We start from the raw sequence: 12,271 nt of genomic DNA, 5'->3' as shown, positions 1-12,271 counted from the left end.
ATCCTCGTTGAGGGGGCTTGAGTCAGCGGCGCACGGAGCGGCGTCCCGCGATCGCCTCTGCGGTGCCCACCAGGAGCACGGACGCGATGACGGCCACCACGAAGCCCAGGAAGTTCAGCTCGAAGATGTCTCCCGTGCCCAGCAGCGAAGCCACCACCCCGCCGATCACCGAGCCGGCAAGGCCCAGCAGCAGCGTGGCGAGCAGTCCCAGGTTCTGCTTGCCCGGCTTGATGAGCCGGGCCAGTGCGCCGATGATCAGGCCGGCAATGATGAATCCAATCACGGAGTGCTCCTTCGGGTTGCGGGCATGTGGCGCCCGGACTGCCGCGGTGGTGCCGCATTGGCTTCATTCTATGCACTGCCCTCAGGGAGCTTTTGGACAGATAACGGGACCTCCGGCGAGGCGTGAGGTCCCGTTATCCGTAGTAGGGCTCCGAAGGGCGGGATGCTTTCAGGCGGTGGCCAGCCGCTGGTCCTGCGTCTTGTCCGAAGGGACGGCCGGTGCCTCGGTGTGGCGGATCTCCAGTGCCTCCGGATCCAGCAGCTTCCGCGCGCCCGTCCTCGCGTCCAGGATCCAGAACAGTTCCAGCGCCGGTACGACGTCGGTCACGCGCCCCGAGTGGAACAGCTTGCCATTGTGCCACGCCTCGATCTGGTCGCCGATGCGAAGCTGACCAGTACGTACTCCTTGTGCCTCCATAATGCGGTGCCTCCTGCTGGTTGTATCCCCGTCTTCACAGCTTGCCCCGCCGAGGTTGCTGAAATGTTTCAACGGGGTGTTTTTTCTGTGACCAGTCGCGGAGGTTCAGGAAGGGGCATGTCCAGGCCACAGGGATCACGATGGCGGGCGGCGGCAAGGAGGGACTCGCTGGCGACGCGCAGAAGCAGAATCGACGCGAAAAATCGCTGGCGCACCCGAAATCGCGGGTGCGCCAGCGTTTTGCCGCGTCGAAGTTGCAGGTGCGCGTCGAATTTGCGCCGGGATAGCCAAACGTCTGGTCAAACCACGGCGACTCATGCAAGATAGTAAGCATGCTGATTAACTCGGCTGCCGTTGGATGACAAGGAGAGCATCACCATGTACCTGCATACCGAGCTTCTGATCAACGAAATTGCTGCCGATGAGCCCGATCCGGCAGCAGCGAATGCCCTGCAGGAAGGCTTGGGCGGTCAGTTCGGCGAAATGCGCACCATGATGCAGTACCTGTTCCAGAGCATCAACTTCCGCGGGGACCCCGCCTCCAAGCCCTACAAGGACTTGCTCCAGGGTGTGGGAACGGAAGAAATCAGCCACGTCGAGCTCATCGGGACCACGATTTCACAGCTCCTGGACGGATCCCCCCGGTATCAGGGAAAGAAAAACGACCCCGTGGATGAGCCCGGTGCAAAGGGTGCCACTCCACTGAAAATCGCCCTCGACACCAGCAACATCCACCACTACCTCGTGGGCGCACAGGGTGCACTGCCGGTGGACGCAGCGGGCAACCCCTGGAGCGGATCCTACGTTTACAACAGCGGAAACCTGGTCCTTGACCTGCTGTACAACCTGATGCTCGAATCCACGGGCCGCCTGCAGAAGTGCCGCATCTACGAAATGACGGAGAACAAGACGGCCCGGTCCACCATTGCCTACCTGATCGTGCGGGACCAGGCGCACGAGAATGCCTTTGCCAAGGCATTGGAAAGCCTCGGAGTGAACTGGGGCAAGGTCCTGCCCATCCCCAAGACCAACGCAGAGCAGTTCCCCGAGGTCAAGAAGCTGCTCGACCTGGGCCTGCAAAGCGTCCAGTACACCTTCAGCGCCGACAACCTCAGCCAGGCGGGAAAGCTATACAGGGGCGCATCGCCGTCGAATGATGGCACTGAACTGAGCACGGAAGTGATGCCCACCGGCGTCCCCTTGGGCATGTCTCCGGAGCGCAAGGAAGAGTTCGCCCCCGGGCTGGACCCGGAGCTGCTCGCACTCATCCAGGCCACGGCAGAAATCGAGCTGAAGGAAGCCGACAACCCGCAGGAAGCCAAGGCCTGAGCGCTGCCACCGGCTCGTCCTCCAAGGGCATGGGCCGGCCGCGCAGAGCCGGTGGCGACGCGCATAACCGTAATCGACACGCAAAAGCGCTGGCGCACCCTAAATCGCGGGTGCGCCAGCGTTTTGCCGCGTCGAAGTTGCAGGTGCGCGTCGAAATTGCCGGAGGGGCGGTCGCGCAGGGTGCTCACTGGTTGGGGTCCGGGCTCTTGACGTCGCGCTCGCCGATGTCCGCGGCACCCAGGACGTCCGCGGCCGGGCTGTGCGAGGTTTCGTGCGTGCGGACACTCAGCTCAGGGTGGTGCAGATCCAGCGCCGGCCGCTCGGAACGGATCCGGGGGAGCGAGGTGAAGTTGTGCCGCGGCGGCGGGCAGGACGTGGCCCACTCAAGCGATGCGCCGAAGCCCCACGGATCGTCCACGGTCACTCTCTTCCTGGCGCGCCAGGTGATGTAGACGTTCCAGAAGAACGGGATCAGCGAGGCTCCCAGCAGGAAGGAACTGATGGTGGAGAACTGGTTCATCCAGGTGAAGTTGTCCTCGACCAGGTAGTCCGCGTAGCGGCGGGGCATGCCCTCAACGCCGAGCCAGTGCTGGATCAGGAAGGTCCCGTGGAAACCCAGCAGGAGCATCCAGAAGTGGATCTTGCCCAGGCGCTCGTTGAGCATGAGGCCGGTGAACTTGGGCCACCAGAAGTAGAAGCCTGCGAACATCGCGAACACCACGGTGCCGAACACCACGTAGTGGAAGTGTGCCACCACGAAGTAGGAGTCGGAGACGTGGAAGTCCAGCGGCGGGGAAGCCAGGATGATGCCGGTGAGGCCGCCGAAGAGGAACGTGATCATAAAGCCGATGCTCCACAGCATGGGCGTCTCGAACGTCAACGAACCGCCCCACATGGTGCCGATCCAGTTGAAGAACTTCACACCCGTCGGGACCGCGATCAGCATGGTCATGAAGGCGAAGAACGGCAGCAGCACGGCGCCGGTGACGTACATGTGGTGTGCCCAGACCGTCATGGACAGGGCGGCAATGGCGATCGTGGCGTAGACCAGGCCTTTGTAGCCGAAGATCGGCTTGCGGCTGAAGACCGGGAAGATCTCCGAGACGATGCCAAAGAACGGCAGCGCGATGATGTACACCTCGGGGTGGCCGAAGAACCAGAACAGGTGCTGCCACAGGACGGCACCGCCGTTTTCGGGATCGTAAATGTGGGCTCCGAAGCGGCGGTCGGCGCCCAACGCGAACAGGGCGGCGGCCAGCGGCGGGAACGCCATGATCACCAGGATGGCCGTGACCAGGGTGTTCCAGGTGAAGATCGGCATCCGCCACATGGTCAGGCCGGGGGCGCGCATGCAGATGATGGTGGTGATGAAGTTGACCGCACCCAGGATGGTGCCGAAACCGGACAATGCCAGGCCGAATACCCACAGGTCGCCACCGATCCCGGGGCTGAACGTGGTGTCGGACAACGGCGCGTACGCGAACCAGCCGAATGACGCCGCACCCTGCGGGGTGATGAAACCGGACACCGCAATGGTGGAGCCAAACAGGAAGAACCAGTATGCCAGCGCATTGAGCCGGGGGAACGCCACGTCAGGGGCGCCGATCTGCAGCGGCATGATGACGTTGGCGAAGCCGGCGAAGAGCGGGGTGGCGAACATCAGCAGCATGATGATGCCGTGCATCGTGAACAGCTGGTTGTACTGCTCCTTGGTCTGCAGTACCTGCATGCCTGGCTCGAACAGCTCGGCCCGGATCAGCAGGGCCATCACGCCGCCAAGGCAGAAGAATATAAACGACGTAATCAGGTACAAATACCCGATGGTCTTGTGGTCGGTGGTGGTGAGCCAGTTGACCACGATGCGTCCCTTGCTCCGCTTAGCCACCGAAGGTGCCGCGGTTGCCGGGGTCGCTCCCATTTTGTGGCCGGTGGTGGTCATGAGCGTTGCGTCCTTTGCCCGATGGAGTGCTGGACGTCGCGGGAATCCACCTGCGACTCCATTTGTTGAGGAACCGGCAGGAAGAGGGTGACCGGGGGCGGGGTGGAGCACGGTGCGGCGCTGCGCCGCCCCCCTGGAGTGTTTCGTTCAGTGATACACACCGCGCGCTCCTCCGGAAGATACTCCAGAGGCCCAACTGTATGAGCCCGATAACCCAGGGCAGACTGCCAGTGGGTTGTGTTGCCACAGTAGCGCGGAAAAGATCCGCAAGGAAGGGTCTGGAACCAGTCCCGGAGCAGCCTGGAAAACCGCGGAATGGGATGTACTGTGATGGATACCGTTAGGCAGTGGCGGACTGGCGCCCGCCTGCCTCCAGCGCAGGGCACCTACGCCCAGTTTGGAGTAACTGCCATGGTCCAGCAAACCACCCTGATGGGATTCGATTACCTCGACGGCTACTTCCAGGACCTCCTCGTGGAGAGCCCGGACACGGACACCTTCATGGGAAAACTTGCGGTGTCGGCTGCCGCCACGTTATCCGCGCCCGGGCTGCCGGTCTTCTGCGGGCTGACGTTGCACCGCCCAAAGAAGGGCGCCGCGGTTGCCGGCAGCGATTCCCGCGCCAGGTTGTTGGATGAGGTGCAGAACGCATTCAACGATGGGCCAAGCCTTTCGGCGATCGAGAACAGGCAGTGCGTGGTGGTGCCGGACGTGGCCCTGGAGCGCCGTTGGCCTCGATATATAAGTGCAGCCGCCAGGCAGGGTATCCACTCCATCCTGGCCGTTCCGCTGCAGATGGAGGACGGCGCCCGCGTAATGCTGAGCCTGTATTCGCTCCGGCCGCGGGCGTTCGACGGCGACGATTCAGCGCGTGCCGAGGCCTTCGCCGTGCACGCCTCCAGGGCTATGCGGCTGGCGCTGCGGATCACCGGGCTCCAACAGGCACGCGACGACATGGCAGCGGCCATGCAATCCCGGACGGTCATCGACGTGGCCACCGGTGTGCTGATGGCGCAGAACAGCTGCGGCCAGGATGAGGCCTTCCAGATCATGCGGACGGCATCGAACAACGCCAACGTCAAGCTCCGGGAACTCGCAGGGCACATTACGGACGCCCTGTCATCCAGGCAGGGGATCACCACCCATTTCGACGCCTGAGCCCCAAACCTGAACGAGGTTTGGGTGGGGCAGGGAGGACGACGGCGGCAGGCGACCTCCGCCGTCGGGCTCCCTCCCTGAGCAGGGGGTCGCTTCCGGCTGTGCGGGCTGGGGTCAGGCCACGGCGGGGTAGCTGTAGAGGATGTAGTCGGCGGCTGCGGGGCCGGTCATGTGCAGCCGGCAATCATGCACGTCAACACCGCACCGGTGCATGCCGGCGCGGAAGGCCTGGTCCGGCTTCGGCCGGAGGCCGTGAAGGGAGGCCCAGCTGACATAAAGGCCGTAGAGGCAGTCAGGCCCCAAGGGGTGATCGGCGGACGGGTCAGGGATGGTGGCTTCGGCCAGGAACTGCTGGTAGTGCGAGGACGGCATGTTGGCTCAATCCGGTTCTGCAAGGAGCGCTGCCGGCCTGCTCCAGCAGCTGCCCGCCCGGCCCGCGCAAAGGGCCGGGGGAGGGTCGGGAAATGATGCCCCGTCCCACTGCTGAATGTACTCGGGGCCGGCAGGGAAGTACAACAACTCAGCTGCGGCAAAAACCCTCTTCCCAAGGATTTATAAGCGTGCTTATTATGTTTTTCCTTGGACGGTATGCAGAGCCCGTCGGCACACCCCCTGCCCGGGCACAGACCCGGCGGAATGGCTGAAAGGCTCCCATGCACGCGACCCGGTCCGAGTACTCAAGCCCCTACAGCCCGGGCGTCACAATGACGGGCGCCCCAAGCCGACCGAAAGTGAGTGCACCGCGCCATGAATGATCCCCTGCTTGATGCCATCCACGAGCACGAGCCCCTGAGCGACCCGCTGGAAGAGGTCCACCTGCGCCTGGCCATCGCCGCCACCGACATCGCGGAGCTGCGATCCGAGGTAGTCCGGCTGGACCGGGCGCTGGAGGAGTCACGTCGGCTGAACGTGCGCGCCGCGGAGCTGCTGGAGTTAGTGTACGGGCACCTGGCCGGCGATCCGGTCCAGCCCGGTCTCCGGAATTCCGCGCCCACGCTGTGATGCGCAGGCCAATGCTCCGGATGGAATGACAAAGGACGACGGCGATGGGCGGCTTGGACGCGGACGTCACCCCGGCGGAACCCGTGGGCGCCCGCACCGGTGACGGACGTCGTCGTACGTTTGGAATCGAGGAGGAACTGCTGCTGGTGAGCCCGGAAACCGGGGAAGCCGTGCCCATGGCCGCCGGTTTGCTGGAAGGGTACAGGCGCCCCGCTGGTCCCGGCGGCGGCCCGTTCCTCACGGCGGAATTCCAGCAGGAGATGATCGAGGTTGTCACCCCGCCGCATTCAACGATGGCTGCGCTGGAGGCCGATGTGATCGCGGGAAGGGCCCTGGCGGACGCCGAGGGGCGGAAGATCGGGGTCCGCGTTGCCGCCCTGGGGACGTCGCCGCTTCCGTGCGACCCCCATCCGGCTGCGCTGCGGCGCTTTGCCGCCATGACGCACGAGTACGGGCTGACCGCCAGGGAGCAGTTGACCTGTGGCTGCCACATCCATGTATCGGTGGAATCGGATGAAGAAGGCGTGGCCGTGCTGGACCGCATCCGCACCTGGCTGCCGGTGCTGAGTGCACTCAGTGCCAACTCGCCGTTCTGGCACGGGCAGAACAGCGGTTATGCCAGCTACCGCGCCCAGGTGTGGAGCCGGTGGCCGTCGGCGGGGCCGCTGGGTGTCCTTGGATCGGCCGAGGCGTACCACCAGTTGGTGCATGACATGGTGAGCACCGGCGTCGTGCTGGATGAGGGGATGGTCTACTTCGACGCCCGACTCTCGCGGCACTATCCCACGGTGGAGATCCGGATTGCCGACGTGTGCCTGCGGCCGCAGAACGCCGTGCTGCTGGCGGGTATCGTCCGCGGGGTGGTGGAGACGGCTGCCCGGGAGTGGCAGGAAGGCGTCCCGGCTCAGGCGGTTCCCACCGAGCTGCTGCGCCTGGCCGGCTGGAAGGCCAGCCGGTGGGGGCTGGGCGGTGATCTGCTGGACCCGGTGAGCTACCAGCCGACGCCGGCGGTCGCGGTAGTGAATGCGCTGCTGGAGCACATCATGGAGGCGCTCGAGGACAGCGGGGACCTGCACCGGGTGGAGGAACTGATCGATGACCTGCTCTACGCGGGTACCGGCGCGTCGCGCCAGCTGGAAGTGCTGCACCGCACCGGGGAGCTGGAGGACGTGGTCGCCGACGCTGCCAACTGCACGGTGTGGATACCCGCTGACTAGTCACCGGCGGACTGGTCAGGACAGGCAAAAGCCCCGGAGCTCTTAAGCACCGGGGCGGATCCTATGCGTGGGAGTAGGTGAGGCAGTCGGCGTTGTCCCTGCCGGGGCCGACGTGCACCTCGGGTGCCTTGCACATCAAGTGGTCGTTGTGGACGCATTCGCTGCGCTGGCAGGCTCCGACGTCGGCCAGGACCTTGGGCAGCCCCCCGTGCAGGCCCGTTTCAATGAACGTGGCGCAGTGTGCGTGGTTTTCGGCACCGCCCACGGTGATGGCGGCGGCGTTGCAGTTGGTGTGATCGTTGAAGGAACAGTTGGTTACGCTGCAGTCTGCGACGTGCGTTGTCATCTTTGGGATCCTCCGTACTTCGGCAGCCCGGGTTGGCCTGTGTTTTCCTACCGTAGGCCCGATGACGTGGATCAAAAAGACCCAATTGTTTGACGTAATTCCGTTCGTGGCGGGTGCCGATGGCTGTTAAATACTGCTTAGCGGGACAGCCGGAGCTTGGCGGCCCTTTCCACCAGCACGGGGATGTAATCGCGGATGGGGCCGTCGTCGAGCAGGCCGTGTTCCTCGGCCACGATCTCCTCGATCACGGAGCGGTGTTCTTCAGGAAAGCGCTCGGCGAGCCGTTCGACGACAGCCATCAGCGCCTCGGGTTCATTGGTCATTGCCAAAGTTTCGACCCCGCCGGAAGGAGAGTCAACAACCAGTTCCCACCCGCCCGCACTCACCCCAACCAGGCAGCGCCGCGGATGTTGGCCCCCGGGTTTCCGGACGGCGCAGGCGGCGGTGAAATCCGGCGGCAGGCCCACGCTCGCCGGATCCAGGTCCTGGAGCTGCCAGCGTTCCTCGGAGGCGGGTCCGCCAATCAAGCGGGGGACCGGGCCGGACACATCAACGGTGGCGGGGTCCAAGGCCAGCCCGGTTCCGAGGGCTTTGAGGACGGCTTCCTTGCGGACCCAGAGGCGGGTCATGAACCCAGACCTCAGCGGCGCCGGCACCCCCGCAAGCTTGCCGCGCTCGTGGGCGGTCATGGCCACGGACTGGAATCCGTCGAAGCCGGCCGATGGTGTGGCCTCGAGGTCCACGCCGATGCCCGCGACGCCCTCATCCAGGCTGGCGGCGAGCACGCACCAGTCCCCCGACCGGCTGAGGCTGACGCGTAGCGGTCTCGCGAGGGAGGGGACGCGGTAGCCGGGAACCCCGTGCCCGGTCCTGTTCCGGCACGACGGACAGACATAATCCAGCTCCAGGGAACCGGGACTGTCCCCGGTCAGCCCGCTGATGTGGAGCCGCAGCACAATCCGCCCGGCAACAAACCTGCGCCGCAGGGCCGGTGAGCGGAATGTGTTGGCCCGCGCCAGCTCGGCGTCGTCCAATATATGTTCCAACGCAAGGTCCACGCCGGACAGCCGCACGGCTGCCAGCGAAACCCCTGGCCCGGCGAGGGAACTCATGGCAGCGGCGGGAGGGCTGTTTGGTAGAGCCACGGACGGACGGTGAACACGGCCCCACCCGAACGCGCCGTCACTTCCTGCCGCTTTTCCTGCAACGCGCCATCAGCAGGTGCCGCTTTTCCTGCAACGCGCCATCAGCAGGTGATGAGGCCGACGGCGGAGGGCGCCGTCGTCGAGGTGGCAGCTGAGCAGTTCGGAACGGAACCTGACGGCCTCGAGGAAGGCACTCAGGGTGCCGGCCCGTCCGCTGTGGGCGAATCCGTGCAGGCGCCGGCAAACGCGCCCGATAGGATGGAGTGCATTATGGATGACCCTCCTTCACATATGCCCAGGCCCCTCCACCTTCTGACCGGTTCGCCGGCCACCACGGGAGAGGGGCGCCCGAATGTATGAATGGATCATGCTGGGCATCGGCCTCGTTCTCACGGTCGGTACCGGTTTTTTCGTTGCTTCCGAGTTCGCGCTGGTCAATCTGGACCGCAACGATCTTGAAGCCCGCCAGGCCCGCGGGGAAAAGCGCCTTACGCGCACCATCAAGGCGCTGAAAATCACCTCAACGCACCTCTCCGGTGCGCAGTTGGGAATCACGCTCACCACCTTGCTCACCGGCTACACGTTTGAGCCCGCCATCAGCTCCATGCTGAGCGGACCACTGCAGAACGCAGGCCTTGCCGAATCGTTGGTACCCGGCGTCGGCGCGGTGATCGGCATCTTCATCGCCACGATCTTCTCCATGGTGATCGGCGAACTGGTGCCCAAAAACTTCGCACTGGCCCTTCCGCTGGCCACGGCCAAAGTGGTGGTACCGTTCCAGACCCTCTTCACCACGGTCTTCAAACCGGTGATCCTGCTGTTCAACAACACCGCCAACGGGATCATCAGGTCCTTCGGGATCGAGCCGAAGGAAGAGCTCTCCGGTGCCCGCAGCGCCGAAGAGCTCAGCTCGCTGGTGCGCCGCTCCGCGATGGAAGGCGTCCTGGACGCGGACCACGCGGTCCTGCTGCACCGGACCCTGCGGTTCTCGGAGCACTCGGCCGCTGACGTGATGACGCCACGGGTACGGATGACGGCAGTGAACGCCGCGGACACGGCGGAGGACATTGTCGCCGTGGCCATCAGCACAGGCTACTCCCGGTTCCCGGTCATCGGCGAGGACCGCGACGACGTCCAGGGAGTCCTGCACGTCAAGCAGGCTTTCGCCGTGGCACTGGAGGACCGTGCGGACGTCACTGCCGGGCAGTTGATGATCGAACCCCTGCGCGTGCCGGGATCCATGGGCGTGGATACGCTCCTGGTTCTGCTGCGCAGGCAGGGCCTGCAGGTGGCCATCGTCTCCGACGAACACGGTGGTACCGCCGGCATCGTCACCCTGGAGGACCTCGTGGAGGAAATCGTCGGCGAGCTTGAGGACGAACACGACCGCGCCCGGACCGGTGTTGTGCGGACGGGGCGTTCCATCACCTTCGACGCCGCACTGAGGCCGGACGAACTGCTGGACCGGACCGGCATCGCAGTGCCGGACGGCGAGGAATACGACACTCTTGCCGGTTTCGTCACGGACCAGCTGGACCGCATCCCTGAACTCGGCGATGAAGTCCGGATTGAGGCAGGCACCCTCCGGGTGGAGCGTGTCCTGGGCACCCACGTGGAGCGCATCCGCTTCACCCCGGACACCACAGAGGACGCGCCAGAGAGCGCCCATGACCGCATCGTCGATGGCCTGACGCAGGAGCTGACCCATGAGTGAATATCTTCCCGGCATCATCTGGCTGGTGGTGCTCCTGGTGGTCAACGCCTTCTTCGTCGGCGCCGAATTCGCCGTTATCTCTGCCCGCCGTTCCCAGATCGAGCCCAAGGCGGAGGCTGGCAGCAAGGCGGCGAAAACCACGCTGTGGGCCATGGAGCACGCCACGCTGATGCTTGCCACCAGCCAGCTGGGCATCACGGTCTGCTCCCTGGTGATCCTGAACGTCTCGGAGCCGGCCATCCACCACCTGCTGGAAATCCCGCTGGGCCTCACATCGCTGTCCTACGAGGCCATCAGCATCATCGCCTTTGTGATTGCGCTGCTGCTGGTCACGTTCCTGCACGTGGTCCTGGGCGAGATGGTCCCCAAGAATATCTCCTTCTCCGTCCCCACGCGGGCGGCCCTGATCCTGGCCCCGCCGCTGGTGATGGTCGCGAGGGTTTTCAAACCGGTCATCTGGACCCTTAACGGGATCGCCAACTCCATCCTGCGGCTCTTCCGGGTGGAACCGAAGGACGAGGCAACCAGCGCCTACACCCTGGACGAGGTGGCCAACATCGTGGAGCAGTCCACCCGCGACGGCATGCTCACGGACACCAGCGGCACCCTGACCGCGGCGTTCGAGTTCACCGCCAAGACCGTGGCCGATGTGGAGGTGCCCATCTCCGAGATGGTGCTCCTGCCGGAGTCCGCCACACCAGCGGAGATACAGCGGGCAGTCGCGGAGCACGGCTACTCCCGCTACATCCTGGTTAATGACGACGGCGACCCTTCCGGTTATCTGCACCTCAAGGATGTGATGGACCTGACCACGCCGGAGAAGTTCACGCAGCCCGTCCCAGCCAAGCGGATCCGCCGCCTCGCCTCGGCGTTCAGCGGTGCCGAGCTGGAGGACGCGCTGGCCACGATGCGCCGTACCGGCGCCCACGTGGCGAAGGTGTTCGATGCACGTGGCAACACCACGGGTGTGCTCTTCCTCGAGGACATCATCGAGGAGCTCGTGGGCGAAGTGCAGGACGCCACCAGCGCCTGACCCCGCTCGGATATCCAGCGCAGACACTCCAGCGCAGACATAGGGGCGCCGTTCCAACCAGGGGCGGCGCCCTTCGCATCCCCCGGCCTCGGAAGGGGGTTGAATGTATTGACACCGCCCACTCCGGGGCGCACGCTGATACCGCTGGGTGACAGCGTTGGCGCGGCATGGGACGGCTCAGAGCAGGCCCGCCAACCAACCCCGGAGATGCCTGGGGCTCCGGAAGAACAGGTACAAACTTTGCCCCTCAGGAGAACCACAATGGCCGGAGTATCCGTCACAGCCCTGCAAGAAAAATCCTTCGACGAACCCGATGAGAAACGGCGCCCGCCGAAAACCGCCGTTGATGTAGTAAACATCAGCGACCACACCCTGGCCAGGTGCACGTTCGAGCCAGGCTGGCGCTGGTCCGAGACGGTCAAGACGGTGGTCCACACGGACACCTGCCAGGTAAACCACCTCGGGTTCTGCACCGCCGGAACGCTCACAGTCGAAATGGAAGACGGAACGCGGACCACAGTACGCCCCGGCCACGCCTACGCCGTCCCGCCGGGCCACGACGCCTGGGTGGAAGGCGACGAAGCCTTCGTGGGCTACGAAATCCTCAGTGCCGCCACCTTCGCCAAGCCTGACTGATCCGCGGCGACTTCACGCCGTACTACAAGGGTCTGCCGGATGACCGGTGCCA

Annotated in this window: 14 protein-coding genes; 8 read left to right on the top strand and 6 right to left on the bottom strand. The window is 64.9% G+C overall.

The annotated features are described in order from the left end of the window. Positions 1 to 22: 22 nt before the first annotated feature. Positions 23 to 283, bottom strand: a complete 261-nt coding sequence (locus BACI348_RS16590) for a GlsB/YeaQ/YmgE family stress response membrane protein (RefSeq protein ID WP_159827979.1) — start codon at positions 281 to 283, stop codon at positions 23 to 25. A 168-nt stretch (positions 284 to 451) separates the two neighbouring features. Beyond that, complete coding sequence (locus BACI348_RS16585) at positions 452 to 700, bottom strand: hypothetical protein (RefSeq protein ID WP_159827976.1); 249 nt, start codon at positions 698 to 700, stop codon at positions 452 to 454. A gap of 140 nt (positions 701 to 840) precedes the next feature. Here BACI348_RS16585 and BACI348_RS16580 point away from each other — a divergent pair, with 140 nt between their 5' ends. Together BACI348_RS16580 and BACI348_RS16575 are read left to right on the top strand one after the other, a co-directional pair. Continuing rightward, positions 841 to 987: a hypothetical protein gene (locus BACI348_RS16580; protein WP_159827973.1), complete on the top strand. Its 147-nt coding sequence runs from the start codon at positions 841 to 843 to the stop codon at positions 985 to 987. Positions 988 to 1,078: 91 nt separating this feature from the next. Continuing rightward, a complete protein-coding gene (locus tag BACI348_RS16575; protein WP_159827970.1) occupies positions 1,079 to 2,029 on the top strand; it encodes a manganese catalase family protein in 951 nt (316 codons plus the stop codon). 184 nt (positions 2,030 to 2,213) lie between these two features. Here the strand turns inward: BACI348_RS16575 and ctaD are convergent, their stop codons facing one another. Continuing rightward, a complete protein-coding gene (gene ctaD / locus BACI348_RS16570) occupies positions 2,214 to 3,968 on the bottom strand; it encodes an aa3-type cytochrome oxidase subunit I (protein WP_503487628.1) in 1,755 nt (584 codons plus the stop codon). A 411-nt stretch (positions 3,969 to 4,379) separates the two neighbouring features. On the opposite strand from ctaD, the gene BACI348_RS16565 reads away from it, so the two are divergent. After that, positions 4,380 to 5,126: a GAF and ANTAR domain-containing protein gene (locus BACI348_RS16565; RefSeq protein ID WP_236557601.1), complete on the top strand. Its 747-nt coding sequence runs from the start codon at positions 4,380 to 4,382 to the stop codon at positions 5,124 to 5,126. Between the two features lie 114 nt (positions 5,127 to 5,240). Here BACI348_RS16565 and BACI348_RS16560 read toward each other — a convergent pair whose 3' ends face one another. Beyond that, positions 5,241 to 5,498 (bottom strand): hypothetical protein, encoded by a 258-nt coding sequence (locus BACI348_RS16560; protein WP_159827967.1) that lies wholly within the window; start codon positions 5,496 to 5,498, stop codon positions 5,241 to 5,243. 375 nt (positions 5,499 to 5,873) lie between these two features. On the opposite strand from BACI348_RS16560, the gene BACI348_RS16555 reads away from it, so the two are divergent. Both BACI348_RS16555 and BACI348_RS16550 read left to right on the top strand, forming a co-directional pair. Next, positions 5,874 to 6,128, top strand: a complete 255-nt coding sequence (locus BACI348_RS16555) for a hypothetical protein (RefSeq protein ID WP_159827964.1) — start codon at positions 5,874 to 5,876, stop codon at positions 6,126 to 6,128. A 44-nt stretch (positions 6,129 to 6,172) separates the two neighbouring features. Next, entirely contained in the window at positions 6,173 to 7,345 is a 1,173-nt protein-coding gene (locus BACI348_RS16550; protein ID WP_159827961.1) for a carboxylate-amine ligase, read from the top strand. A 61-nt stretch (positions 7,346 to 7,406) separates the two neighbouring features. Here BACI348_RS16550 and BACI348_RS16545 read toward each other — a convergent pair whose 3' ends face one another. Continuing rightward, on the bottom strand, positions 7,407 to 7,691 hold the full coding sequence (locus tag BACI348_RS16545) for a DUF1540 domain-containing protein (protein ID WP_159827958.1): 285 nt from the start codon (positions 7,689 to 7,691) through the stop codon (positions 7,407 to 7,409). Positions 7,692 to 7,828: 137 nt separating this feature from the next. Further along, positions 7,829 to 8,836, bottom strand: a complete 1,008-nt coding sequence (locus tag BACI348_RS16540; protein ID WP_159827955.1) for a 4'-phosphopantetheinyl transferase family protein — start codon at positions 8,834 to 8,836, stop codon at positions 7,829 to 7,831. A 352-nt stretch (positions 8,837 to 9,188) separates the two neighbouring features. On the opposite strand from BACI348_RS16540, the gene BACI348_RS16535 reads away from it, so the two are divergent. The 3 genes from BACI348_RS16535 to BACI348_RS16525 all read left to right on the top strand — a co-directional run bounded on the left by BACI348_RS16535 (position 9,189) and on the right by BACI348_RS16525 (position 12,219). Next, positions 9,189 to 10,550 (top strand): hemolysin family protein, encoded by a 1,362-nt coding sequence (locus tag BACI348_RS16535; protein ID WP_159827952.1) that lies wholly within the window; start codon positions 9,189 to 9,191, stop codon positions 10,548 to 10,550. After that, positions 10,543 to 11,583 carry a hemolysin family protein gene (locus tag BACI348_RS16530; protein WP_159827931.1) on the top strand — a complete coding sequence of 347 codons (1,041 nt, stop codon included), beginning with the start codon at positions 10,543 to 10,545 and terminating at the stop codon, positions 11,581 to 11,583. Before BACI348_RS16535 ends, BACI348_RS16530 begins: the two co-directional genes overlap by 8 nt. Positions 11,584 to 11,844: 261 nt before the next feature. Further along, positions 11,845 to 12,219, top strand: coding sequence for a cupin domain-containing protein (locus BACI348_RS16525; RefSeq protein WP_159827907.1), 375 nt, complete (start codon positions 11,845 to 11,847; stop codon positions 12,217 to 12,219). Positions 12,220 to 12,271 lie beyond the last annotated feature (52 nt).

This window comes from Arthrobacter sp. 9AX, assembly GCF_902506095.1.
In the GTDB taxonomy this organism is placed as follows: Bacteria; Actinomycetota; Actinomycetes; order Actinomycetales; family Micrococcaceae; genus Arthrobacter.
The sequence above is the reverse complement of the archived record's forward strand: the minus strand, read 5'-3'. Positions and strand labels throughout refer to the sequence as shown.